This is a genomic window from Novosphingobium anseongense (assembly GCF_037482895.1).
GTDB classification, from domain to species: Bacteria; Pseudomonadota; Alphaproteobacteria; order Sphingomonadales; family Sphingomonadaceae; genus Novosphingobium; species Novosphingobium anseongense.
This window is the reverse complement of sequence record NZ_JBBHJZ010000002.1, coordinates 107,433-130,667: the sequence shown is the minus strand read 5'-3', so window position 1 is coordinate 130,667 and position 23,235 is coordinate 107,433. Positions and strand designations below refer to the sequence as shown.

Below are 23,235 nucleotides of genomic sequence, written 5' to 3'. Positions count from 1 at the left end.
ATGCGCCTCGGGGTGACTCCCCGTCAAGAATCCTTGGGAATCAGCCCGTCGATTGCCGCCCAGGCCGGGCTGCCGAGGTGCCGCGCGCGGTCTCTTGTCATGCCCCCCAGCGCAATCACCGGCAGATCCGTCCGCCTTGCGAGCTGGCGAAAACGCAGTGGGCCCAGCCAGCGCCCTCCCGGATGCGATCGCGTCGCGAAGACGGGCGATAGCAGGATCGCATCGGCGCGTGCGCGCCGCGCCGCGGCGATCTCGCGCAGCGAATGCGCGGTGACGAGGCGCATGCCGGCCGGACCGCTGGCGAGCGCGGCAGGCGAACCATAGGCGCCGTCGGCACGCCAGGCGCGGGCATTCGCGATGCTCCCTGCGAGGATCAGCCAGTGGCTGCGACGGCGCGCCAATGCGGCCAGCCGTTCGAACCGCACGCGGCGCTCCGCGGGGGGCAGGTGGTGGTGACGATAGATCAACCCCGAACCGCGCGGCAGGCGGGCCAGCGCTGCTTCCAGCGCGGCATCGTTGCGCGCGTCGCTGACCAGCCACACCTCGGGCCACACGGTTGGCAATGCAGACTGGCGCTTGGGCATCGCCTCGCTATAGCAGCGCGCCATGGAGGAACCAGCCACCCTGCTCGCGGCCGTCAACGACCGCATCGCCGCCGCCGCCGGGCTCGCCCGCCGCAAGCCCGAGGACGTGACGCTCGTCGCGATCAGCAAGACGCAGCCGGTCGAGCGGATCGCGCCGCTGATCGCCGCCGGCCAGCGCGTGTTCGGCGAGAACCGTGTCCAGGAAGCGCAGGACAAGTGGCCGGCGCTGCGCGAGGCGCATCCCGATCTGGCGCTGCACCTCGTCGGCCAGCTCCAGTCGAACAAGGCCGACGATGCCGTCGCGCTGTTCGACTGCATCCATTCGCTCGATCGCCCTTCGCTGGTCGGGGCCTTGGCCCGGGCGATGGACAAGGCCGGGCGACTGGTGTCCTGCTTCGTCCAGGTCAACATCGGCGCCGAGGAGCAGAAGGGCGGCTGTGCGATCGCCGACCTGCCCGCACTGCTGACCGAAATCCGTGCGACGGCGATTCCCGTTGCCGGGCTGATGTGCGTACCGCCCGCGGGCATCGAGGCTGCACCGTTCTTCGCGCTGCTCGGCAAGTTGGCCGACGACAACGGCATTACCGGCCTGTCGATGGGCATGAGCGAGGACTTCGAGACCGCGATCACCCTCGGCGCCACCGACGTCCGCGTGGGTTCGGCGCTGTTCGGCGCGCGCGGCTAGTCGCGCGCGCTGCCGGCGGCGTGGCGCTTCAGCTCGTCGCCGCTCAAGGTCACCACGTGCAGGAGGTTCGTCGCGCCGGGGGTGCCGAACGGCACGCCCGCCAGCGCGATCAGCTTCGAGCCGGCCGTGCCGAAGCCGTGGCGCAGCGCCATGCGGCGGCCCTTGGCGATCATCTCCTCGAACGAGCCGATGTCCTTGGTCAGCACCGGATAGGCGCCCCAGAGCAGCGCCACCTTGCGCGCGGTCTTGATCGAGGGCGTCAGCACCAGAATCCGCACGCCCGGCCGCTCACGCGCGACGCGGCGCGCGGTCGAGCCCGAACCGGTGAAGACGATGACGCCGGCGATCGGCAGGGTCTGGGTGATCTGCGCGCAGGCTTCGGCCAGCGCGTCAGCGGTGGTGGCGTCGGGGCGGACCTCGGTGAAGTGGACGCGCTCGCCATAGCCGGGATCGCTTTCGACCTGGGTGGCGATGCGGTGCATGATCGTCACCGCTTCCTCGGGCCAGGCGCCCGCGGCGGTCTCGGCCGAGAGCATGACCGCGTCGGCGCCGTCGTAGACCGCGTTGGCGACATCGGACACCTCGGCGCGCGTCGGCGCCGGGCTCTCGATCATCGATTCGAGCATCTGCGTGGCGACGATCACGGGCTTGCCCGAGCGGCGCGTCGCGGCGACGATGCGCTTCTGCAGCGGCGGCACTTCTTCGGGATTGAGCTCGACGCCGAGGTCGCCGCGCGCGACCATGATGCCGTCGGCGAGTTCGATGATCTCTTCGAGCCGGTCGATCGCCGCGGGCTTCTCGATCTTGGCAACGAGCGCGCCGTAGCCGCCCATCAGGCGGCGCGCCTCGGCGACGTCCTCGGGCCGCTGGACGAAGGATAGCGCCACCCAGTCGGTGCCATGCTCGACCGCGAAGGCCAGGTCGCGGCGGTCCTTCTCGGTCAGCGCCGGCACCGGCACGACCGCGTCGGGCACGTTCACGCCCTTGCGGTCGGAGATCACGCCGCCGACTTCGGCCGAGCAGAGGATCGCGTTGTCGTCGGCGCGAATCACGCGCAGCCGCAGCTTGCCGTCGTCGATCAGCAGGCGCTGGCCTTTCTGCAGCACGCCGAACAGTTCGGGATGCGGCAGATAGACGCGCGTCTCGTCGCCCGGCGTGGGATCGCGGTCGAGCGTGAAATGGCTGCCGTGGCGGATCACCGTGCGGCTCTCGGCAAAGGTGCCGACGCGCAGCTTGGGCCCCTGCAGATCGCAGAGAATCCCGATCGGTCGGCCGAAGTCCTTCTCGGCCGCGCGAATCGCGGCGATCGTCGCGGCATGGGTCGCGTGGTCGCCGTGGCTCATGTTGACGCGGAAGGCGTCGGCGCCGGCACGCAGCAGCCGGCCGATCATCTCGGGATTGGCGCTGGCGGGGCCGAGCGTGGCGAGGATCTTCACCTTGCGGCCCGCGAGGCTCACTTCGGGGACTTCGGGCTTGGCCAAAACGCTACCTCTTTTGCAATCGCGGCGTCCTATGGCAAAGCCTGCCGCAAAGACCAAGGATGAACGGCATGAATGACACGTTGGATACGCTGGATGACGCACAGGCCGCCGCCGCCTTCCGCCGGCTCGTCCGCCACCTGCAGCACCGCCACGATGCGCAGAACGTCGATCTGATGGGCCTGGCCGGCTTCTGCCGCAACTGCCTGGCCGACTGGATCCGCGATGCCGGCTACGCGGGCGACAAGGCGCAGGCGCGCGAGCTGATCCACGGCATGCCGGCGGGCGAATGGAAGGACAGGCACCAGACCGAAGCCACGCCCGAACAGCTGGCGCGGATGGAGGAAAGCCTGAAGAAGAACGGCGGGTCTCACTGAGGCCGCGGCACTAATCCACAGGCACCGCTTTCTCCGGCAGGCTCGCCCCGCTAAAGGCGCGGGCAACCGATTCACCCTAGCTTCTGGAGACATCCCCGATGGCCGAAACCGACGACCGCCTGCGCCTTCTCATCGAGCGCATCGAACGCCTCGAGGAAGAGAAGAAGGGCATCAGCGACGACATCAAGGACGTCTACAACGAGGGCAAGGCCGTCGGTTACGACGCCAAGATCATGCGCCAGGTCGTCCGCCTGCGGAAGATGCCGCCCGACGATCGCCGCGAGATGGAAACCGTCCTCGACCTCTACAAGGCGGCGCTGGGCCTCGAATAGTTTGCCGTAAAGCCTTCACCGTCATTCCCGCTTGCGCGGGGATGACGCGAGCGGGGCGGGGGTGACGGGCAAGGCCGGATTGCCCGGAACGCCTCTCTGCGCTAGGGGCGCCTCAACGCCCCACCAGCAGACGAAAAGATCGCGAAGGCACTCAGATGGCAGGCCATTCCAAATTCAAGAACATCATGCACCGCAAGGGTGCGCAGGATAAGAAGCGCTCGGCGCAGTTTTCCAAGCTTTCGCGCGAAATCACCGTCGCCGCGAAGATGGGCATGCCCGATCCGGACATGAACCCGCGCCTGCGCGCCGCGGTCAACGCCGCCAAGGCGCAGTCGATGCCCAAGGACAACATCCAGCGGGCGATCGACAAGGCCAGCAAGGGCGATGCCGAGAACTACGAGGAAGTGCGCTACGAGGGCTACGGTCCCGGCGGCGTCGCGATCATCGTCGAGGCGCTGACCGACAACCGCAACCGCACCGCCACCAACGTACGCACGGCCTTCGCCAAGAACGGCGGCAACCTCGGTGCTTCGGGCGCGGTGAGCCACGGTTTCGAACGGCTCGGCCTGATCGAATATCCGGCCAAGGTCGGTGACGAGGAGAAGGTCCTCGAAGCCGCGATCGAGGCCGGTGCCGACGACGTCGAGAGCGATACCAGCGAAGACGGCCTGCACTCGATCTGGACCAGCGTCGAGAACCTGCACCCGGTCTCGCGCGAGCTCGAGAAGGTCCTGGGCGAAGCCGAGGCGGTCAAGCTCGCCTGGCGTCCGAGCCTCAAGGCCGAAGTCGGCGAGAGCGACGCGGCGACGCTGCTCAAGCTGATCGACGTGCTCGACGATGACGACGACGTCCAGACCGTCTGGGGCAATTACGAGATCTCCGACGAAGTCATGGAGAAGTTGGGCTGAGCCGGCGGCGCAGCCCCTTTCCATGATCATCATCGGCATCGACCCCGGCCTCACCTGCACGGGCTGGGGGCTCGTCGCCAAGGCTGGCAGCCGACTGAGCCACGTCGCCAACGGCCAGATCCGCACCGATGCCTCGGCGGGCATGGCCGACCGGCTCGTCGAACTCGACGCCGAACTGACGCGGGTGATCCTCGAGCATCGGCCCGATGCCGGTGCGGTCGAGGAGGTCTTCGTCAACGTCAATCCGCAGTCGACGCTCAAGCTCGGCCAGGCGCGCGGCGTCGCCATGCTCAGCCTCGCGCGCGCCGGGCTCAAGGTCGCCGAATATTCGACCAAGGTGGTCAAGAAGGCGCTGGTCGGCACGGGCGGCGCCGAGAAGGCGCAGGTCCAGGCCATGCTCAAGGTGCTGCTGCCCGGCGTGAAGCTCGCCGGCGCCGACGCTGCCGACGCGCTGGCCGTGGCGATCACCCACGCCAACATGATGGGTAGTCATCGCTAGATTTCCAGCTGACGCTGGGCGGCACCGACCCGCGCCGGTGCCGTTTGCGCTTCAGCCTAGGCGCCCGCCTTCTTCGCCAGCGCTATCGCCACGTCCTTGCCCGCAGCGCCGTCGGGCACCTTTTGCGCGGTGACGACGATCATCCGCGCGTCGTCGATGAAGACCGTGAGCTGATCGATGCCGGGCGCGAAGAAGGCGGCCTTGCCGAGGCCGGGAACGTCTTCGAGCGTCTTGCCGAAGGCCTTGAGCGTCGCCTCGCTGGTCGAGCGGGCCGCGGCGATCGTTTCGGCGGTGTTGTCGTTGATCGGCGACCAGCGTGCCGACAGACTGGCGACATTGCCGTCAGGCCCCGAATAGGTGCATTCGGACGTGCCCGCCTCGGCCGTGCCGGGCTCGTGCACCAGCGACAGGCCCGTCTCGCTGACGTCGCGCTTGAGAATTTCGGCGACGGTGGCCTTGTCGAGGATCGAACAGGCGTCGGTCGCCTTCCAGTTCGCCGGCACGCCGCCGCTGGTGGCCTGTCCGCCACTCGCGGCCGGCTTGTCGGCGGGCGCCTCGTTGGCGCTGCCGCAGGCCGCCAGGGCGAGAGCGCCGCCGAGCGCCGCAAGGGTTAGTATCCGGTATTGCGCCATCGTTCGTCCTTCCTGAAGCGATAGCGACCCGCGTTGTCTTGTCGTTGTGCCGCGAAACTGGCGCATGGCCCGCGGTTTGGCCAGCGCTAGCGGGCGAATTTTCCGGCAAGCGCGTTGCAAGAGAGAGATTCCCTTTTCGTTCCGACATGCTATCAGGCGCGCATGATCGCCAAGCTCACCGGCACGCTCGACGATACCGGCCCTGACTGGGCGGTGATCGACGTTTCGGGCGTCGGCTATTTCGTCCATTGTTCGGCCAAGACGCTGACCGCACTCGGCATCACCGGCGACCTGGTGACCGTGCACACCGAAATGCAGGTCAGCGAGAACGACGTGCGGCTGATCGGTTTCGCCAGCGGCGCCGAGCGCGCCTGGTTCCGCCTGCTTACCGCGGTCCAGGGCGTGGGCAGCAAGATGGCGCTGGCCGTGCTCTCGGCGCTTTCGACCGAGGAGCTGCAGCGCGCCTGCGCGGGCGGCGATGCGGCCACGGTGGCGCGCGCGCAAGGGGTCGGCCCCAAGCTCGCGAGCCGTATCGTCAACGAATTGAAGGACAAGGCCGGGGGCCTGCCGACCGCGCCGGGCGCCGTCGGTGGTGCCGTGGCGCTGCCCGCGGGCCTGGCCAGCGCCGATGCCGTCTCCGCTCTGCAGAACCTCGGCTTCAAGCCGCCGGTCGCGACCCAGGCGGTGGCGCAGGCGCTCGACGAGCTCGGCGAGGATGCCTCGCTCGACGCGCTGATCCGTGCGGCTTTGAAGAGGGCGACACGATGAGGCCCCGTGCTATCCTGTTCCGTCACCCTGAACTTGTTTCAGGGCCCATTTTTCCGCGCGCCCGGCGTCAGCGGAGGCATGCCCAGCCCCACCGCCAGATCAACCCAATGCGGATTGCCGGCATTGATCAGATTGATTTTCCATTGCCGGTGCCAGCGTTTGAGCTGCTTCTCGCGCAAGATGGCCGGTGCCATTTCGCCGAACAGCTCGTAGTGGACCAGGCAGTGCACGCCGAACCTGGCGGTGAAGCCTGGCAAGGCGTCGTTGCGGTGCTGCCACAATCGGCCGATGAGGTCGGAAGTCACGCCGATATAGAGCGTGCCGTAGGGCCTGCTCGCGAGGATGTAGACGCAAGGAACTCGCTCCTCTCGCACGGGGCTGAGCTTGCGGCGCCATGGGCCCCGAAACAAGTTCGGGGTGACGAAGAAGGGTTGGTTTTGGATTCGGTTGTCTGGATCGCTCACGATGGATGACGCGCGCCTGACCGGCCCCGAGCGCCAGCCCGAGGACGTCGACGCGGCGCTGCGGCCCAAGACGCTTGGCGAATTCGTCGGGCAGATCGCGGCCAAGGACAACCTGCGCGTGTTCATCGAAGCCGCGCGGGCGCGTCGCGAGGCGATGGACCACGTGCTGTTCTTCGGCCCGCCGGGGCTGGGCAAGACCACGCTCGCGCAGATCGTCGCGCGCGAGCTCGGCGTGGGCTTCCGTGCCACCTCGGGGCCGGTCATCGCCAAGCCCGGCGATCTCGCCGCGCTGCTGACCAATCTCGAGCACGGCGACGTCCTGTTCATCGACGAGATCCACCGGCTCAATCCCGTGGTCGAGGAAGTGCTCTATCCGGCGATGGAAGACCGCGCGCTCGACCTGATAATCGGCGAGGGGCCTTCGGCGCGCTCGGTGCGGATCGACCTGCCGCCCTTCACCCTGGTCGGCGCGACCACGCGCCAGGGCCTGCTGACGACGCCGCTGCGCGATCGCTTCGGCATTCCCGTAAGGCTCAACTTCTACACGGTCGAGGAGCTCGAGAGCGTCGTCACGCGCGGCGCGCGGCTGCTCGGCATGACGGTCGAGCCCGAGGGCGCGCGCGAGATCGCGCGGCGCGCGCGCGGCACGCCGCGCGTCGCCGGACGGCTGATGCGCCGCGTCCGCGACTTTGCCCATGTCGCCGGCAGCCAGGTGATCGACCACGCGCTGGCCGACGACGCGCTGACCCGGCTCGAGGTCGATTCGCTGGGGCTCGACGCGCAGGATCGGCGCTATCTGCGGATGATCGCCGGCATCTACAAAGGCGGACCCGTGGGGGTCGAGACCCTGGCCGCGGGGCTGTCCGAACCGCGCGACACGATCGAGGAGGTGATCGAGCCCTACCTGATCCAGCTGGGCCTCGTGGCGCGCACGGCGCGCGGGCGCTGCCTCAACGATCTGGGCTGGCAGCACCTGGGAATCACCCCGCCGAGCCGGAGCCAGACCGGGCTTTTCGATTCTCCCGGTGACGATCAATCGTAACCACGCCGGCGAGATTCCTTCGGGTTCGGGCTTCGAACAGTTCCGTTTCGGGACAGTCACATAACTATCGATGTGAATAAGGCGCCATTCTCACTTCGGGACAGGCGAATCACAGTTAACGGCGTTGTCGCATTAATCACTCTCTGCGTTTTTGGTGGCACAGGGTGTGTTGGCTTGGGTGCTTACCAAAGCCTTCGCACGGGGAAACGAAGAGAGCACGCTTATGTCGGTTCGTATGGCCATCGCGAAATTGTCCGCCGCAGTTGCGGGCGGTGCGCTGATCGGGGGTGGAGCGGTTCACGTCGCTGAGCCGCCGGCCAAAAACCCGCAATACGTCAAGCACGTGAAGCAGCCGAAGGCGCGTCGCGTGGTGCAGCGTCGGCAACCGCCGGCACGCCGCGTCGTGGCACCGCCGCGTACGGCCCGTGTCGAGCCGCCGGCGCGCCGCCAGATCGAGCCCCCGGTGGCTATGCCTTACGTTGCACCGCCGCCGCAGGTGGTGGTGACCACGTCGGGTGGCGGGGCGCCGACGATCATCGGCGGTTCGGGCGGCGGCGGCTTCGGCGGCGGCTTCTTCGGCGGCTTCTTCGGTGGCGGCAGCGGTGGCGGCGGTTCGGGCGGCAACATCGTCATCACCTCGACCAGCACCGGTGGTTCGACCTCGACGTCGAGCGGCGGTTCGAGCACCAGCGGCGGGTCCACCTCGACCAGCGGTGGTTCGACCTCGAGCTCGACCGGTGGCGTGACCAGCACGACCGGCGGCATCACCTCCACGACGACCAGCTCGTCGGGCGGTTCGAGCAGTTCGTCGTCGAGCTCGTCGTCCTCCTCCTCGTCTTCGTCGAGCTCCTCGTCGTCGAGCGGCAGCAGCGGCGGCAAGCCCGATCACCCGCATCATGGTTCGAGCGGCAGCTCGGGTTCGAGCGGCTCCTCAGGGTCTTCGGGCAGCAGCGGTTCGTCGGGTTCGAGCGGCAGCTCGGGTTCGTCGGGTTCCAGCTCCTCGTCCTCGTCGAGTTCTTCGTCCAGCTCGTCCTCGTCGTCGGGCAGCAGCGGCGGCTGCGGCAAGCACTGCGGTGCGACCTCGGGCGGATCGTCGTCGAGCTCCAGCTCGGGTTCGTCGGGTTCCTCGTCTTCGACCGGCTCCACCGGTGGGTCGAGCAGCACGTCTTCCTCTTCGTCGAGCAGCACCTCCTCGTCGAGCTCGTCCTCGACCTCGTCGACGGGCAGCACCAGCGGCGGCCACGAAGTGCCGGCTCCGCCGATGCTGATCCTGTTCGGCGCGGCAGCCGCGACGGTCTTCGCACGGCGCAAGATGGCCAAGCGCCAGGACGCCGATTGACGGCCTAGACCGTCTCATAATCGTACAAGTTGAAAAGGGCGGCCCTAGCGGTCGCCCTTTTTGCTGTGATTTCCGCGTGTTCGATCAGGCTTTTACCACGAAACCACCAAAACGGATTCTTCCCAGGGGTGCCTCGCGTCCGGCGAGGCATACACTTTTCCACAGACCGTCCAAGAACGGGCGAGTCGATGATGGGAAAGGTGATGAGCCCGGGTTTCATACCTCAGGTTCGAGCGTCTGCCTTGCAGACCTTCATGAACGTGGCGCGCTTCGTACGCCTGGATCCGTACAGCCTGCTTCGCCAGAACAAAATCCGTCCCGAGGATCTCGAAGATCCGGAGACGATGATTGCCGCCAGTGCACTGGTGAAACTCTACGAAGACAGCGCCGCGCAGTCGGGCCGCGAGGATTTCGGCCTGCTGATCGCGGGCAGCCGCAGTGTCGGCACGCTCGGACCGATCAGCCTGCTGCTGCGCTACCAGCCGACCGTGCGCTTGATCATCGAAAAGGTGATCGGCAACATGAAGCTGCTCAACGACATCGTTTCGGCCAACGTGGATGACGATGGCCATCATGCCATGATCCGGATCGAGCACCTGCCCGGCTTCGCCCAGCGGCAGATCATCGAATCGACCGTGGCGATCGCATGCCGCTCCTGGCGGGAACTCATGGCCGGCGCCTGGCAGCCCGAAAGCGTCCACTTCCGCCATTCGGCGCCGACCATGCTCAACACCCATCGTCGCGTGTTCGGCTGCCCCGTGGTGTTCGACAGCGAGTTCGACGGCATCGGCTGCAGCTCGGCTTCGCTCGACCTCGCCAATCCCTGGAGCGATCCGGCGATGGCGGCGCACGCCCAGCGCTTCATCGACATGCTCTCGCACCAGCGGCCGACGAGCTCGGTGACCGAGCAGGCGCGCCAGGCGATCTTCCTGCTGATCAGCAGCGGCAATGCCACCAAGGAAAAGGTCGCCGAAAACCTCGCTCAGCATCCGCGCGCGCTGCAGCGAATGCTGAGCCGCGAGAACACCAATTTCGGCGAACTGCTGAACGAGGCGCGGCGCGAGCTCGCGATGCGCTATCTCAACGGCTCGAAGCAGACGGTAACCGACATCGCGCTCCTGCTCGGCTATTCGACGGTCAGCTCGTTCACGCGCTGGTTCACCGAGGAATTCGGTAAGTCGCCCGCCGCCTGGCGCAAGTCCTCGCCCGAGGACAACATCACCAAGGTGACCGCGAAGGCGGCTTGAGACCTATTGTGGCGAAAGCGGCGCGTGCTCGGCCCAGCGGCCGCTCGCCGAGATGGCCGCCAGTTCGGTCAGGTGCGTGCTCGATACGGCCCGGCTGAAATAGAAACCCTGCCCATAGCGGACGCCCAGTCTGCGCAGGATGGCGACGTGCTCGGCCGTCTCGATGCCCTCGGCGACGATCTGCAGCCCCATCCGCGTGCCGAGCATCGACATGGCGGCCACGATCGAATCGTCGGTCTCGCTGCCCAGCCCGCTGACGAAGCTGCGATCGATCTTCAAGGCCGAAATCGGCAGCTGCTTGACGTTGGTCAACGAAGCATAGCCGGTGCCGAAATCGTCAAGCGACACGCGCACGCCGGCTTCGGCCAGTTCGACGAGCGCGTGGCGCACATGATCGCGGCCCGAGCCGAGCGCGACGGTTTCGGTCACTTCGACCTCGATCATCGACGGCGCGATGCCGCGCAGCGCGAGGCGGGCGAGCAGCCGGTCGGCGAAGTCGCCCGTGGCGAAATCGAACGAGGTGGTGTTGATCGCGACATGGCCGACGTCGATGCCGCGTGCTCGCGCGTCGGACAGGTCGCACAACACGCTCTCGATCATGCGATCGGTCAGCGCGATGGCGAGCTCGCGGTCCTCGAAGGCGGCGGCGATCGTGCCGGGCAGGGTGATGTCACCCTCGCGCGTGACGACGCGCAGCAGTGCTTCGTGGCCGACGAGCTGGCCCGTCTCGAGATCGACCTTGGGCTGGTAGAACGGCAGGATGCGCCCTTCCGCCAGTGCCGCGCGCGCCTGCTCGAGCATGTCGCGCTCGCTGTCGTAGGCGCGAGCGAGAGCGCTGCTGAAGGCCCGGGCACAGCCGCGTCCGGCGGCCTTGGCGCTCGCCAGGGCCTGGTCGGCCTTGCGGTGGAGCGTGGCGAAATCGTCCGCGTCCTGCGCCGCGGCATAGCCCAGGCTGATGCGGCAGTTGAGGTTCCGTCCTTCGTGCAGGAAGGGCAGATTGGCGGCGTGCAGCAGGGTACCGGCGATCTCGGCGGCTTCGACGATCGAAGGGCACTGCCGCAGCATCACCGCGAATTCGTCCCCGCCGATGCGCGCGGCCAGGGCATCGGGGCCGAGCGTCTCGCGCAGGCGATTGGCCAGCTCGGTCAGCACGAGATCGCCCGCGGCATGGCCGAAACCGTCGTTGACGCGCTTGAGGTTGTCGACGTCGATCAGGACGAGCGCCGGCGGATGCGCATAGTCGAGTGGTGCGCCCACGCATTGTTCGAACGCGCGGATCAGCTGGCTCCGGTTGCAGAGGCCGGTCAGCCCGTCGTGGTTGGCGGCGTGGTCGAGCTTGCGCGAGAGGCGGCGCTCGCGCTCGATCCGCGCTTCCTGGACGAGGATCGCCCGGCGCAGCTCGAGCTGCGCCTCGACCTGCTTGCCGAGCACGGTCAGCGTGTGTGCCTGCACGGCATCGAGGCCCTGCGGACGTGCCGCGTCGTCGACCACGCAAAGTGCGCCGAGCGGCACCCCGTCGCGCGAGAGGATCGGCACGCCGGCGTAAAAGCGCAGCAGGCCGCCGCCGCGGACGAGCGGATGATCGCGAAACAGCGGGTGCTGCGAGGCATCGGGGACAACGAAGAGTCCCGCGCCCCGGATCGTGTGGGCGCAGACCGAATGCTCGATCGGCGTCTCGCTGAGGCTCAGGCCATGGCCGGCCTTGATCCACTGGCGATCGTCGCAGACCAGCGAGATGGCGCTCATCTTGGTTCCGCAGATTTGGGCGGCGAGTTCGACGATCGCATCGAAAGCGGGTTCGGTCGGGGTGTCGAGGATCGCATATTCGGCGAGCGCGCGCATCCGCTCGGCGGCGTCGCCGGCTCGGGCAAGCCCGCGCGTGTCCTTGGCGCCGGCGGCGAGGAACTGCGAGAATGGCGCTTCGAACATGTCCGTCAGGCCCCGGGACATGCGTCCGCCGGTGTGACGATGACGCTAGGATGACGCCGACCCGCCATGGGAGGAGACGGATCGGCGCGCTATCGTGGATGGCACATCGCGCGCCCAGGCGCTCGCCAATCGCCGACAGGGCCTTAGCAGTTCGAGACTCGTCAGCCGGCGGCGGCGCTGTCCCATTCGACGCCCGGATCGGCCGTGCCGATCACGTCGGCGAGTTCCCAGACGTTGCGGTAGCCGTAGCCGTGAAGGTTGACGAAGGTCGGAATATTGAGCGCCAGCGGCGCGCTCTTGAGCGGCACCGGCGCGCGGTGGTCGCGGAAGTTGTTGTTGCAGTAGATGTAGACGGGCCGGTCGCCGGCGGGGCCCAGTGCCGCGCGCAGACTCTCGGCGGTGAAGTCGGTGAAAGGCAGGTTGATCGCACCCTTGATATGACCGCGCGCGAAAGCCGCCGGCGTGCGCGCGTCGAGCAGGATTGCGCCCTCGGCGCGGGCGCGGCGGACGAAGTCGGGCCAGGCCAGGCGATGGCTCGCACGCACCGGGGCGAGTTCGGTGACGAGTCGCGCGAAACCGTCGTAATCGACCTGGGGATTGGCGGGGGCCTGCTGGGCGAACGCCGGCGTGGCGAGGGCCAGGCTCATGAGGGCAATGGCGTGCTTCATCGCGTGTCTCCCAACCCTGAGGATGTCGGAAACTGCGGCCGGCCGGTTTTATCGGAGCTGAACGCGAAAACGCCGCCCCGGGGCGAACCCGGCGCGGCGCTTCGTCGTTCGGTCGGACTTAGGCGGCGAGCTTGCGCAGCACGTAGTGCAGGATGCCGCCGTTGTTGAAGTATTCGATCTCGTTCGCCGTATCGATGCGGCAGAGCGCGGTGAAGGTGAAGGTCGAGCCGTCCTTGCGGGTGACCTCGACGGTCACGTCCTGGCGCGGCTGCAGGCTGGCGACGCCCGTGATCGTGAAGGTGTCGTCGCCGGTCAGGCCGAGCGAGGCGCGGGTGTCGCCATCCTTGAACTGCAGCGGCAGCACGCCCATGCCGACCAGGTTCGAGCGGTGGATGCGCTCGAAGCTCTCGACGATGACGACGCGGACGCCGAGCAGGTTGGTGCCCTTGGCCGCCCAGTCGCGCGACGAACCCGTGCCGTATTCCTTGCCGGCGATGACGATCATCGGCACGCCGTCGGCCTTGTTCTTCATCGCGACGTCGTAGACCGCGCCGACTTCCTCGCCGTAGCGGCTGAAGCCGCCCTCGACGCCGGGGACCATCTCGTTCTTGATGCGGATGTTGGCGAAGGTGCCGCGCATCATGACTTCGTGGTGGCCGCGGCGCGCGCCGTAGGAGTTGAAGTCCGCCTTGGCGACCTGGTGCTCCTGCAGCCACTGGCCGGCCGGGCTGTCGGCCTTGATGTTGCCGGCGGGGCTGATGTGGTCGGTCGTGATCGAGTCGCCCAGGATCAGCAGCGGCTTGGCCTCGATGATGTCCTGCACCGGCGCCGGAGTCATCGACATGCCCTCGAAGTAGGGCGGGTTGGCGACATAGGTGCTGCCCGCGCGCCACTGGTAGGTTTCCGAACCGGTGACGTTGATCGCCTGCCAGTGCTTGTCGCCCTTATAGACGTCGGCATAGCGTGCCTGGAACATCTGGCGGTCGACCGCGCCGGCCATGGTGGTGGCGACCTCGAGGTTGGTCGGCCAGATGTCCTTGAGATAGACGTCCTGGCCGTTGCTGCCCTGGCCGATCGGGGTGGTGGTGAAATCGTCGATCACCGTGCCCTTGAGCGCATAGGCGACGACCAGCGGCGGGCTGGCGAGGAAGTTGGCGCGCACGTCGGGGCTGACGCGGCCTTCGAAGTTGCGGTTGCCCGAGATCACCGAGGCGGCGACGATGTTGTTGCCGTTGATCGCGGCGCTGATCGGCTCGGCGAGCGGGCCGGAGTTGCCGATGCAGGTGGTGCAGCCATAGCCGACGAGGTTGAAGCCGATGTTGTCGAGGTGCTCCTGCAGGCCGGCCTTCTCGAGGTAGTCGGTGACGACCTGCGATCCGGGGGCGAGGCTGGTCTTGACCCAAGGCTTGGGCTTCAGGCCGAGCTTGTCGGCCTTCTGCGCGACGAGGCCGGCTGCGATCAGCACGCCCGGGTTCGAGGTGTTGGTGCAGCTGGTGATCGCCGCGATCACGACGTCGCCGTCGCCGATGTCGTGGTCCTTGCCGGCCACGGGAACGCGCGACTGCTGCTTCTTGTAGACTTCACCCAGGTCATGGTTGAACACGTCGTCGACGTGGGTCAGCACGACCTTGTCCTGCGGCCGCTTGGGACCGGCGAGCGATGGGACGACGGTGCCGAGGTCGAGCTCGAGGCTCGACGAGAAGATCGGCTCGATCGCGGGATCGATCCAGAAGCCCTGCTCCTTGGCATAGGCTTCGACGAGCGCGATCTGGCCTTCCTCGCGGCCGGTCAGGCGCAAGTAGTCGAGCGTCTTGTCGTCGATGCCGAAGAAGCCGCAGGTCGCGCCGTATTCGGGTGCCATGTTGGCGAGCGTCGCGCGGTCGGCAAGGCTCAGCGAGGCGAGGCCGGGGCCGAAGTATTCGACGAAGCGGCCGACGACGCCGTGGGCGCGCAGCATCTGCGTGGCGGTGAGTACGAGGTCGGTGGCGGTGACGCCTTCCTGCAGCTCGCCGAACAGCTTGAAGCCGACGACTTCGGGGATCAGCATCGACACGGGCTGGCCGAGCATCGCGGCCTCGGCCTCGATGCCGCCGACGCCCCAGCCGAGCACGCCCAGGCCGTTGATCATCGTCGTGTGGCTGTCGGTGCCGACGCAGGTGTCGGGATAGGCCACGGTGACGCCGTTCTGGTCGGTCGAGGTCCAGACGGTCTGGGCGATGTTCTCGAGGTTGACCTGGTGGCAGATGCCGGTGCCCGGGGGCACGGCATAGAAGTTGTTGAGCGACTTCGAGCCCCACTTGAGGAAGTCATAGCGCTCGAAATTGCGCTGATACTCGATCTCGACGTTCTGCTCGAAGGCCTTGGGGTGGCCGAACTCGTCTACCATGACCGAGTGGTCGATGACGAGGTTCACGGGGACCAGCGGGTTGATCTTGCTGGTGTCGCCGCCGAGCGTGGCGATGGCGTCGCGCATTGCCGCGAGGTCGACCACGCAGGGCACGCCGGTGAAGTCCTGCAGCAGCACGCGCGCCGGGCGATACTGGATCTCGTTCTGCGATTCCGCGGGGTTCTTCTGCCAGTCGACCAGCGCCTGGATGTCGGCCGTGGCGACGGTGAAGCCGCCGTCCTCGAAGCGGAGCAGGTTCTCGAGCAGCACCTTCATCGAGAAGGGCAGGCGGCTGATGTCGCCGAGCTTTTCGCTCGCCTTCTTCAGCGAATAGTAGGCGATCTCCTTGCCGCCGACGTTCATGGTGCTGCGGGTGCCGAGCGTGTCCTGTCCGACCTGGGTCATGCGCCTATGTTTCCCTCGATGGTTTTTTGTCTGTCCGTGCCGTCGGCCGCGACAGCATGCTGCAACGCGGAAAGTGACGGATTCGTCGCGCCGCCGATGCGCGTTCCGGGCCGCTAGGTCAAGGGGCGCGGGGGATTTCGAGGGACATGCCTCGGGTCTCACAAGCCGCGCGATCTTGGCCCCAAATGCAAAGCGATCGTCGTGATCGGTCAAACCCGCGCGCGAAATCTCTGCTTTGAGCGGGCTATGCGGGGTTCTCTCATCCCCCTTCTCCGCATCAACCCATAAAAATCTTCTCCATCCCCCAACTCGAGTACGGGGAGAGCCCAGGCTCTCCCCGTTTCTTGTCGTGCCCCGATCGAGCCGTCGGTGCGACTTTGGTGGGTTAATTGGGCTTAACCGTCGAATTTGCCCTGGAAGTAACTGCGCCGGCCGCACCAGAGTGGCATGCGCCAGATCGCCTCCCTCTTGCTTCCGCTCTTCGCCCTGCTGCCGCAGCCATCGGCCGCACAGGTGCTGCCCTACGACCTCGATTTCGCCGAGAGCGAGCCCGCGACGGTTCCCGCTGCCGAGCCCGGCAGCGAACGCGCGGTCGACGTGGCGAAGGCGCCGGTTGCCAACAGCGAGGCCGCCTATGGTCCGTTCCGCGTGCTCGACGCCCAGCGCGTCGCGCTCGTCGGCATCACCGACAGCGACTCGGTCGCGCACTTCGAGACCCTCCTGCGTGACAATCCGGGTATCGCAACGATCGAGATGGTCGATTGCCCCGGCACCGGGGACGACCGCGCCAATCTGCGTCTCGGCCGCCTGATCCGCGCCAAGGGCCTGGCCACCCACGTTCCGGCGAACGGCTTCGTGGCTTCGGGGGCGGTCGAGCTCTATCTGGCCGGCCAGCGCCGCTCGGCCGAGAACGGCGCCGAATTCGCCGTGCACTCGTGGGAAGACGACGCCGGCCACGAGCCGAGCGACTTCGCCGCCGACGCCCCGCAGAACCGCGCCTATCTCGACTATTACCAGGCGATGGGGATGAGCGACGACGAAGCGCGTTCGTTCTATGCCATGACCAATTCGGTGCCGTTCTCGAGCGCCAAGTGGCTCTCGGCGCGCGAAATGGACCGCTGGGCGCGGTTCGACGTGCCGGCCGCAGTGCCCGCCACCGCGCCGGCCCAGGTTACCGCGCCGCAATATGCCCGCGCCGCGCGTCCGGCCTCGCTGGGCTTCCGTGCGCGAAACTACGGTCCGTTCCGCGTGCTCGACGATACGCGCGCCGCGATGGTGGGCGTGACCAACGCCGCCACCCCCGCCGCTTTCAACGCCATGCTGCGCGACCATCCGGGCATCGCGACGATCGACATGGTCGAGTGCCCGGGCACCGACGACGATCGCGCCAACCTGCGCCTCGGCCAGATGATCCGTGCCAAGGGCATCGCCACCCACGTCCCCGCCAATGGCTGGGTCGCTTCGGGCGCGGTCGAACTGTTCCTCGCGGGGGTCAAGAAGTCGGCCGAGCCCAGCGCGCGCTTCGCCGTCCACTCGTGGGAAGACGATACCGGCCGGGGGCCGAGCGACTATTCGATGAATGCGCCCAAGAACCGCGCCTATCTCGACTATTATCGGACCATGGGCATGAGCGATGGCGAGGCCCGTGCCTTCTACGCCATGACCAATTCGGTGCCCTTCTCGCGGGCGCGCTGGCTGAGCGCTGCCGAACTCGCGCGCTGGACTCGGATCGAACGCGCCAACCCGGCGCGCGGCCGCTTCGCCCAGGCCGCGATCGGTGGACGCGCCGCCTTCTGAATCGGGCGCGAGCGGAAAAAAGGATGTTCGCCGATCTGTCGGCGCAAAGACCTGATTTTGTCCCTGCGGGGGCCTTGTTTTCGGAGCTTACGACCAACGTCGCATGGAATCCGGCCATTGGGACCTAGCCTTGAGGGGCGGAGTCTCCGATTGGCAATCCGGTGTCGTTGAAAGCGAAGGTCACTCGGTCCGGCTCGGATAGTCAGACATGGTTAACGGCGAATCGCTGTCGCCGAATCAAATCCTGTGCGGAGTTCTCGGAATGGGCGTTGCAGACTACAAGGTTGCAGTACAGGGGGCAGAACAGCAGGGCTTCGCTACTGAATTCCATCAGATGTCGCAGGATCTCCGCAATCCGCTGAACTCGATCAGCGGCTTTGCCGAACTTCTTCTTCTGGACGACGGCCTCAGCCCCGCCAGCGCCGAATACGTCCGCGCTATTCTTTCCGGTAGCCAGGCGCTGACCGACGCCGTGCTGACCTATCTCGACCGCGAGGAAGCGCGTGAGCCCACGCTTGCCATTGCCGCCGCCCACAGCCCCTTCGCCGAAACCAAGGCCGCTTCGCGCCGCGCCATGTTCAAGCGCGCGCGCCACGGAAGCGCGCCGCACAAGCTTCGCAGCGTGGAACGCTGAGCGACCGAAAATGGCTGCCACGGAAGCATCCCGTCCAGAATCGGTTGTCGGCCCCATGGGGCTGCCGCTTACGCTTGCCTCGCTTCCGCCGCGTGACACCAAACGCTGGATCGCCCACCGCAAGGCCGAACTCGTGGCCGCGGTCGACGGCGGCCTGCTGACGATCGAAGAAGTCTGCGAGCGCTACGGCATCGAACTCGAGGAATTCGTCTCCTGGCAGCGCGGTGTCGAACGTCTCGGCATGCGGGGTCTTTGGGTGACTCACTCGCAAAAGCATCGCGACATGTTCGAGCGACGTCAGCGTTACTGAAGAAGAAGCGATTCGAATTGGGACGGTGCCGGATTTCACGCCGCTATCGGCTTGATGCACCCCGCGACTAGGCATAGTCTCCCCCAAAACAAGTTGGGGTGATGCTTGTACATTCACATAGTCGACGATGAACCCCAGCTTCTGGCGTCGCTATCGTTGATCCTGCGCCGCGAAGGCCATGACGTACAAACATTCTCCACTGGTGAAGCCTTTCTCGCAGAAGCCGCGGATCTGCCATCGGGCTGCGTACTGCTCGATCTGCGGTTGCCGGATCTCGACGGGCTCGAAGTGCAGAGCCGGTTGAGCGCGCTCGATACCGACCATGCCGTCGTTCTGCTCACCGGCTTCGGCGAAGTGCCGGATGCGGTTTCGGCGATGCGGGCGGGCGCGATCGACTTCCTCAGCAAGCCCTATCGCCGCGAGAAGCTGCGCGATGCGCTCACGCGAGCGAGCGAGCGCATCGAGGAAAACCGCCACCAGCGTGCCGAGCGCGAGAAGCTGGGCGCTGTGCATTCGCTGTCGGAGCGCGAACTCGAGGTGCTGCGGGCCCTCGCCACCGGCAAGCAGAGCAAGGTCGTCGCCTTCGAACTGGGCCTCAGCACGCGGACGATCGACATGCATCGCGCGCGGATCATGAAACGGCTGAACGTCGCCAACATCGGCGCGGCGCTGGTGCTCGCCAAGGAAGCGAAGCTGATCTAACCGCCCGTCAGCGCACGCCGTCCAGCGCCTGACGCAAATGCGCGGCCAGTTCCTTCTTGCGATAGGGCTTGCGCAGGAGCAGCGCGCCGAGTTCTGCCAGCCGCTGCAGATGCTCTTCCGCATGTCCCGAGGTGAACAGCAGCGGCAGTTCGGGCCGGATGGCGCGCGCGCGATGAGCCAGTTCGATGCCATCCATGCCGCCGTCCATGGCAATGTCGGTGAACAGCAGGTCGACCGGCGTGTCGCTGCCCAGCACGGCGAGGGCCGAGTGCCCGTCGAGCACGGCGATCGTCCGATAGCCGAGCGCATCGACCTGCGATGAGACGAACTTGCGCACCATCGAATCGTCCTCGGCGATCAGCACGACTTCGCCGGTACCGCGATCGTCCGCCGTGGCGTGAACCGACGGCGTGCGCGGCAAGGCGTCGGTGGTGGCCGGCAGGTAGAGCCGCACCGTCGTTCCTTCGCCGGGACGCGAGGTGAGTTCGACGTGACCGCCCGACTGGCGCGCGAAGCCGTAGACCATGCTGAGGCCAAGGCCGCTGCCCTGGCCCGGGCCCTTGGTGGTAAAGAAGGGATCGAAGGCCTTTTCCAGGGTCTCTTCGCCCATGCCCACGCCGTTGTCGCCGAGCGCGATGACGACGTAAGGCCCGGGCTGCAGCTCGATGAGCCCGGACTCGTTGCCGACGAGGATGTTTTCCGAAGAGATCTCGATCGTGCCGCCGTCGGGCAGCGCGTCGCGCGCATTGAGCACGAGGTTGAGCAGCGCCATCTCGAGCTGTGCCGGATCGGCGTAGACCGATCGGCTCGAGAACCGCGCGGGCAGCTTGAGCTCGATGCCGTCGGGCACGGCCCGGCGCAGCAGCGGGAGCAGCCCGTCGATCAGTTCACCGATCTTGATTGCGCGCGGGATCAGCGACTGCTTGCGTGCAAACGTCAGCAGGCGTCCGGTGAGGTCGGCGGCGCGTTCGCCGGTGGAGAGGATCAGCCCGGCGAGCTCTCCCAGGTCGCCTTCGCCGAGCTCGAGCGCCAGGGCTTCGCTGTTGCCGATGATGACGGTCAGCAGATTGTTGAAGTCATGCGCGATGCCGCCGGTGAGCTGGCCGAGGGCTTCGAGCCGCTGGCGCTGCGAGAGCTGCTGCTGCAGGTCGATGCGTTCGGTGATGTCCTCGATCATCACCAGGTGGCGCGGGTTCTCGCCATCGGGCGTGTCGAAGCGCGTGGCGGTCAGGCTGGTCGGAACGACCGAGCCGTCGGGCCGCAGATAGCCCTTTTCGCACGAGTAACTGGGGACTTCCCCGTTCAGGAAGGGGGTCACCCCCTCGATGCACTTCTCGAGTTCGGCGAGCGGGGTGATATCCTGCCAGCTCAGCCGTTGCAGTGCAGCCAGATCGCGATCGAGGATCTCCTGGAACTTCGCATTGGCATCGAGGAACAGCCCCGTCACCGAGTCGACCAGCGCAATGCCTAGGGGCGCTCGCTCGAAGATCGCGCGCGCGCGCCATTCGGACAGGCGCAGGCTGTTGCGAAAGCGTGTCGCGGCGCGCTCGGCCTCGAGCGCATCGAGCGCGAGGCCGAACTGAGCACCCATGTCCTGCAGCAGCGTCTTGGTCGTCTCGTCGAAGAACGCGGGTTCGTCGGTGTAGAGCGTGAGCACGTTGACGATCCGGCCCTTCTGGTAGATCGGGATCGCGGCCGCGCCCTTGAGGCCCGAGTTCGCCGCGCGGTCGTGCCAGACCGCCGTGCTGGCATCGGTCACGACGTCGTCGATCCACACCGCGCCCGGGCCGCGATAGGCGGTGCCCGTCGGGCCGCGCCCGAACGGATGTTCGGCGCTGGTCATGATGACGAAGTGCTTGATGTCGTGCGCTTCGGGGTCGCGGCTGAAGCTGGTGATGGGCTCGATGAGGCGGCCATCGGGCGAGGGGCGCCCGACCCAGGCCATGTCGATCTCACCGCGTTCGACCAGGATGCGGCAAATGTCGCTCGACAACTCGTCGATCGACTTGCGTCGGGCGATCGCGAGATTGCAGGCGGCGATCGCCTCGAGCAGCTTGCCGTGGCGACGCGCCAGGATCGCCGCGCGCTTGGCGACGTCGATGTCGAGGTTGGTGCCGACGATCCGTAGCGGGCGACCGTCCTCGTCGCGCTCGCAGGCCATGCCCCGGGCAATGACCCACTTGTAGCGGCCATCCTTGCACTTGATCCGGTGTTCGAACTCGTAGTGGGGGGTGAGGCCGGCGAGATGATCGACAATCAGCTTGTCGACCACGGCATGATCGTCCGGGTGAACCCAATCACGCCACTGGCCCACGGCCGGACCGTCCTCGCCGTCGCCGAAGCCGCGCATTTCCTTCCAGATCCGGGAATAGTAGATGCGACCGGCAACGACGTCCCAATCCCAGACGCCCATACCTGCGGCGTCTAGCGCGGTGCGCCAGCGATCTTCCCCGTCCAGCATAACACTGCTGCCCCCATGACCCTTGATCATCCCGTAAGCCAAAGAATTCAGCAATATGGGGATTCTACCGTAGCCCCGCTCACCTGGTTCCGTGCCTTCGGTGCTCGGCCAGATCGATTGTCGTCGGAATCGACCTGATCTCAGTTTTCCACAGAAAACCATTTGCGATCAAGCTGATACCGGAAATGCCAAGAAAAACTGGCGGTTCGTGAGAAGGTCGCGTCGGATTTTTTCGGCGAAACGTGCCGCAGATGCGGTAGTTCTCCGATATCGCTTATCTTGCGCAGATGCGTATTTGGAACCCCGTCAGGGGGTTTCACGCATGTCGAAGGTCCAGTCGGTCAAGTCTGAGTTCGTGCCACAGGTTCGCGCCGTTTGTCTGGCGAACTATGTCGAGGTGGTGAGCCAACTGGGTGTCGATCCCTATGCACTGCTGCGCAAGGCGCGCATCCGTCCCGAAGATCTCGGCGATCCCGATTCGCGACTGGCAGCCAGCGCCGTGGTCCGCCTGGCCGAAGACACGGTGCGCGAAACCCGTTGCGATGCGCTTGCCCTGTTGATGGTCGAGCCGCGCAACTTCGCCTCGCTGGGTCCGATCAGCCTGCTCCTGCAGCATCGCGGCACGTTGCGCGGCGCCGTCGAATCGCTGGTCAAGCACCAGCGCCTGCTGGGCGATCTCATGGATTACGCGCTCGACGTCGATGGCGACATGGCCACGATCCGCGGTGATATCCTGCCGGGCTACGGTTCGCGTCAGACGGTCGAGTTCGCGATCGGCCTCCTGTTCCAGACGCTGCGCGATCTGTCGAACGGACGCTGGCAGCCCGAATGCATCCACTTCCGCCATTCGGCGCCCGCCGACCTGCGCGTCCACAAGCGCTTCTACCAGTGCCCGGTGCAGTTCGACAGCGACTTCGATGGCATCACCTGCGCTGCGGAGACGCTGGAGATCGGTAACCGCGCGGCCAACGAAGTCATGGCGCGTCATGCCGAGCAGTGCCTCGAGCTCTACGCCGGCCCGCGCCCGGTCGCGACCGTCGCAGAACAGGTGCGCCGCGCCATCTTCGCCACGATCAGCCGCGGCATCGTGACCATGGATAGCGTCGCCGACAAACTGAGCCTGCATCCGCGCATGCTCCAGCGCCTCCTGGAAAAGGAGGGCGCGACCTTCGCCGGACTGCTCAACGAGATCCGTCGCGAGCTCGCGATTCGCTATCTCGGTACCTCGAACCACTCGGTGACCGACGTCGGTCTGCTGCTCGGCTATTCGACACTGAGCTCGTTCTCGCGCTGGTTCACCATCGAGTTCGGCAAGTCGCCCGCCGTCTGGCGCGCGGGCGAGCGTGGCCTGCCGCTGTTCGAGGGCGACTATCGCGTACAGCCCGCCAAGTTCGAAGCCATCGACCCGATCTGCGCCTGAATCTCGCCGTGGCCGCCTTGCGTCGCTACCGGCAGGCCTGACTTGTCTGGCGTGAAAAACGCGCCTATTCGGAAATCCTGGTATTGCATTGACTGACTGACTTGGGTGGCGTCCCAAGTTGAAACTGTACAGTCGTCAAGCTGCTATTGATCACCCGCACAACAGCGT

The 23,235-nt window shown here is 66.7% G+C and carries 23 protein-coding genes; 13 read left to right on the top strand and 10 right to left on the bottom strand.

Annotation, left to right across the window (positions count from 1 at the left end):
- Nucleotides 1-23: 23 nt before the first annotated feature.
- A complete protein-coding gene (locus tag WG901_RS09340; RefSeq protein WP_339586797.1) occupies nt 24-608 on the bottom strand; it encodes a thiamine phosphate synthase in 585 nt (194 codons plus the stop codon).
- Between WG901_RS09340 and WG901_RS09335 the strand changes: the two genes are divergently transcribed.
- A complete protein-coding gene (locus WG901_RS09335; RefSeq protein WP_339586796.1) occupies nt 607-1,269 on the top strand; it encodes a YggS family pyridoxal phosphate-dependent enzyme in 663 nt (220 codons plus the stop codon). The two genes, WG901_RS09340 and WG901_RS09335, sit on opposite strands and share 2 nt — an antisense overlap.
- Here the strand turns inward: WG901_RS09335 and pyk are convergent.
- Entirely contained in the window at nt 1,266-2,750 is a 1,485-nt protein-coding gene (pyk, locus tag WG901_RS09330) for a pyruvate kinase (protein ID WP_339586795.1), read from the bottom strand. The two genes, WG901_RS09335 and pyk, sit on opposite strands and share 4 nt — an antisense overlap.
- 59 nt (nt 2,751-2,809) lie before the next feature.
- On the opposite strand from pyk, the gene WG901_RS09325 reads away from it, so the two are divergent.
- The 4 genes from WG901_RS09325 (at nt 2,810) to ruvC (ending at nt 4,863) form a co-directional block, all read left to right on the top strand.
- On the top strand, nt 2,810-3,124 hold the full coding sequence (locus tag WG901_RS09325; RefSeq protein WP_339586794.1) for a DUF1244 domain-containing protein: 315 nt from the start codon (nt 2,810-2,812) through the stop codon (nt 3,122-3,124).
- A 98-nt stretch (nt 3,125-3,222) separates the two neighbouring features.
- Complete coding sequence (locus WG901_RS09320; protein ID WP_339586793.1) at nt 3,223-3,456, top strand: DUF2312 domain-containing protein; 234 nt, start codon at nt 3,223-3,225, stop codon at nt 3,454-3,456.
- A 155-nt stretch (nt 3,457-3,611) separates the two neighbouring features.
- Nucleotides 3,612-4,364: a YebC/PmpR family DNA-binding transcriptional regulator gene (locus tag WG901_RS09315; RefSeq protein ID WP_339586792.1), complete on the top strand. Its 753-nt coding sequence runs from the start codon at nt 3,612-3,614 to the stop codon at nt 4,362-4,364.
- 22 nt (nt 4,365-4,386) lie between these two features.
- Nucleotides 4,387-4,863 (top strand): crossover junction endodeoxyribonuclease RuvC, encoded by a 477-nt coding sequence (ruvC, locus tag WG901_RS09310; RefSeq protein ID WP_339586791.1) that lies wholly within the window; start codon nt 4,387-4,389, stop codon nt 4,861-4,863.
- A gap of 56 nt (nt 4,864-4,919) precedes the next feature.
- On the opposite strand, the gene WG901_RS09305 is transcribed toward ruvC, so the two are convergent.
- Nucleotides 4,920-5,495 (bottom strand): hypothetical protein, encoded by a 576-nt coding sequence (locus WG901_RS09305; RefSeq protein WP_339586790.1) that lies wholly within the window; start codon nt 5,493-5,495, stop codon nt 4,920-4,922.
- Between the two features lie 162 nt (nt 5,496-5,657).
- Here WG901_RS09305 and ruvA point away from each other — a divergent pair, with 162 nt between their 5' ends.
- Nucleotides 5,658-6,263 carry a Holliday junction branch migration protein RuvA gene (gene ruvA / locus WG901_RS09300; RefSeq protein ID WP_339586789.1) on the top strand — a complete coding sequence of 202 codons (606 nt, stop codon included), beginning with the start codon at nt 5,658-5,660 and terminating at the stop codon, nt 6,261-6,263.
- A gap of 38 nt (nt 6,264-6,301) precedes the next feature.
- On the opposite strand, the gene WG901_RS09295 is transcribed toward ruvA, so the two are convergent.
- Nucleotides 6,302-6,637: a GIY-YIG nuclease family protein gene (locus WG901_RS09295; RefSeq protein WP_339587693.1), complete on the bottom strand. Its 336-nt coding sequence runs from the start codon at nt 6,635-6,637 to the stop codon at nt 6,302-6,304.
- A 91-nt stretch (nt 6,638-6,728) separates the two neighbouring features.
- Between WG901_RS09295 and ruvB the strand changes: the two genes are divergently transcribed.
- Complete coding sequence (ruvB, locus tag WG901_RS09290) at nt 6,729-7,769, top strand: Holliday junction branch migration DNA helicase RuvB (protein ID WP_339586788.1); 1,041 nt, start codon at nt 6,729-6,731, stop codon at nt 7,767-7,769.
- A gap of 474 nt (nt 7,770-8,243) precedes the next feature.
- On the opposite strand, the gene WG901_RS09285 is transcribed toward ruvB, so the two are convergent.
- Together WG901_RS09285 and WG901_RS09280 are read right to left on the bottom strand one after the other, a co-directional pair.
- Entirely contained in the window at nt 8,244-8,648 is a 405-nt protein-coding gene (locus tag WG901_RS09285) for a hypothetical protein (RefSeq protein ID WP_339586787.1), read from the bottom strand.
- A 15-nt stretch (nt 8,649-8,663) separates the two neighbouring features.
- On the bottom strand, nt 8,664-9,089 hold the full coding sequence (locus WG901_RS09280; protein WP_339586786.1) for a hypothetical protein: 426 nt from the start codon (nt 9,087-9,089) through the stop codon (nt 8,664-8,666).
- Nucleotides 9,090-9,311: 222 nt separating this feature from the next.
- On the opposite strand from WG901_RS09280, the gene WG901_RS09275 reads away from it, so the two are divergent.
- Nucleotides 9,312-10,355, top strand: coding sequence for an AraC family transcriptional regulator (locus WG901_RS09275; protein ID WP_339586785.1), 1,044 nt, complete (start codon nt 9,312-9,314; stop codon nt 10,353-10,355).
- 3 nt (nt 10,356-10,358) lie between these two features.
- Here WG901_RS09275 and WG901_RS09270 read toward each other — a convergent pair whose 3' ends face one another.
- The 3 genes from WG901_RS09270 to acnA form a co-directional block, all read right to left on the bottom strand.
- The gene (locus tag WG901_RS09270; protein WP_339586784.1) at nt 10,359-12,305 is read right to left on the bottom strand and encodes a putative bifunctional diguanylate cyclase/phosphodiesterase; all 1,947 of its coding nucleotides are present in this window, start codon (nt 12,303-12,305) and stop codon (nt 10,359-10,361) included.
- Between the two features lie 140 nt (nt 12,306-12,445).
- On the bottom strand, nt 12,446-12,952 hold the full coding sequence (locus WG901_RS09265) for a rhodanese-like domain-containing protein (protein WP_339586783.1): 507 nt from the start codon (nt 12,950-12,952) through the stop codon (nt 12,446-12,448).
- 118 nt (nt 12,953-13,070) lie between these two features.
- Complete coding sequence (gene acnA, locus WG901_RS09260) at nt 13,071-15,743, bottom strand: aconitate hydratase AcnA (protein WP_339586782.1); 2,673 nt, start codon at nt 15,741-15,743, stop codon at nt 13,071-13,073.
- Between the two features lie 468 nt (nt 15,744-16,211).
- Between acnA and WG901_RS09255 the strand changes: the two genes are divergently transcribed.
- From WG901_RS09255 to WG901_RS09240, 4 genes are all read left to right on the top strand, one after another.
- Entirely contained in the window at nt 16,212-17,540 is a 1,329-nt protein-coding gene (locus tag WG901_RS09255) for a hypothetical protein (protein ID WP_339586781.1), read from the top strand.
- A 208-nt stretch (nt 17,541-17,748) separates the two neighbouring features.
- Complete coding sequence (locus WG901_RS09250; protein WP_339586780.1) at nt 17,749-18,174, top strand: histidine kinase dimerization/phospho-acceptor domain-containing protein; 426 nt, start codon at nt 17,749-17,751, stop codon at nt 18,172-18,174.
- A 10-nt stretch (nt 18,175-18,184) separates the two neighbouring features.
- Nucleotides 18,185-18,484, top strand: coding sequence for a CtrA inhibitor SciP (gene sciP, locus WG901_RS09245; RefSeq protein ID WP_339586779.1), 300 nt, complete (start codon nt 18,185-18,187; stop codon nt 18,482-18,484).
- A 105-nt stretch (nt 18,485-18,589) separates the two neighbouring features.
- Nucleotides 18,590-19,186 carry a response regulator transcription factor gene (locus WG901_RS09240; RefSeq protein ID WP_339586778.1) on the top strand — a complete coding sequence of 199 codons (597 nt, stop codon included), beginning with the start codon at nt 18,590-18,592 and terminating at the stop codon, nt 19,184-19,186.
- A gap of 7 nt (nt 19,187-19,193) precedes the next feature.
- On the opposite strand, the gene WG901_RS09235 is transcribed toward WG901_RS09240, so the two are convergent.
- Nucleotides 19,194-21,647 carry a PAS domain-containing protein gene (locus tag WG901_RS09235; protein WP_339586777.1) on the bottom strand — a complete coding sequence of 818 codons (2,454 nt, stop codon included), beginning with the start codon at nt 21,645-21,647 and terminating at the stop codon, nt 19,194-19,196.
- Between the two features lie 322 nt (nt 21,648-21,969).
- Here WG901_RS09235 and WG901_RS09230 point away from each other — a divergent pair, with 322 nt between their 5' ends.
- Entirely contained in the window at nt 21,970-23,067 is a 1,098-nt protein-coding gene (locus WG901_RS09230) for an AraC family transcriptional regulator (RefSeq protein WP_339586776.1), read from the top strand.
- The last annotated feature ends 168 nt before the right edge of the window (nt 23,068-23,235 follow it).

Excerpts from the sequence above, each read along its gene's own strand:
- WG901_RS09270 (WP_339586784.1), bottom strand. The coding sequence starts at position 12,305 with ATGTCCCGGGGCCTGACGGACATGTTCGAAGCGCCATTCTCGCAGTTC.
- WG901_RS09315 (WP_339586792.1), top strand. The coding sequence starts at position 3,612 with ATGGCAGGCCATTCCAAATTCAAGAACATCATGCACCGCAAGGGTGCG.
- WG901_RS09335 (WP_339586796.1), top strand. The coding sequence starts at position 607 with ATGGAGGAACCAGCCACCCTGCTCGCGGCCGTCAACGACCGCATCGCC.
- WG901_RS09250 (WP_339586780.1), top strand. The coding sequence starts at position 17,749 with ATGGTTAACGGCGAATCGCTGTCGCCGAATCAAATCCTGTGCGGAGTT.
- sciP (WP_339586779.1), top strand. The coding sequence starts at position 18,185 with ATGGCTGCCACGGAAGCATCCCGTCCAGAATCGGTTGTCGGCCCCATG.
- ruvA (WP_339586789.1), top strand. The coding sequence starts at position 5,658 with ATGATCGCCAAGCTCACCGGCACGCTCGACGATACCGGCCCTGACTGG.
- ruvC (WP_339586791.1), top strand. The coding sequence starts at position 4,387 with ATGATCATCATCGGCATCGACCCCGGCCTCACCTGCACGGGCTGGGGG.
- WG901_RS09325 (WP_339586794.1), top strand. The coding sequence starts at position 2,810 with ATGAACGGCATGAATGACACGTTGGATACGCTGGATGACGCACAGGCC.
- WG901_RS09235 (WP_339586777.1), bottom strand. The coding sequence starts at position 21,647 with ATGCTGGACGGGGAAGATCGCTGGCGCACCGCGCTAGACGCCGCAGGT.
- ruvB (WP_339586788.1), top strand. The coding sequence starts at position 6,729 with ATGGATGACGCGCGCCTGACCGGCCCCGAGCGCCAGCCCGAGGACGTC.
- WG901_RS09230 (WP_339586776.1), top strand. The coding sequence starts at position 21,970 with ATGTCGAAGGTCCAGTCGGTCAAGTCTGAGTTCGTGCCACAGGTTCGC.
- WG901_RS09265 (WP_339586783.1), bottom strand. The coding sequence starts at position 12,952 with ATGAAGCACGCCATTGCCCTCATGAGCCTGGCCCTCGCCACGCCGGCG.
- WG901_RS09275 (WP_339586785.1), top strand. The coding sequence starts at position 9,312 with ATGAGCCCGGGTTTCATACCTCAGGTTCGAGCGTCTGCCTTGCAGACC.
- acnA (WP_339586782.1), bottom strand. The coding sequence starts at position 15,743 with ATGACCCAGGTCGGACAGGACACGCTCGGCACCCGCAGCACCATGAAC.
- WG901_RS09305 (WP_339586790.1), bottom strand. The coding sequence starts at position 5,495 with ATGGCGCAATACCGGATACTAACCCTTGCGGCGCTCGGCGGCGCTCTC.
- WG901_RS09320 (WP_339586793.1), top strand. The coding sequence starts at position 3,223 with ATGGCCGAAACCGACGACCGCCTGCGCCTTCTCATCGAGCGCATCGAA.
- WG901_RS09340 (WP_339586797.1), bottom strand. The coding sequence starts at position 608 with ATGGCGCGCTGCTATAGCGAGGCGATGCCCAAGCGCCAGTCTGCATTG.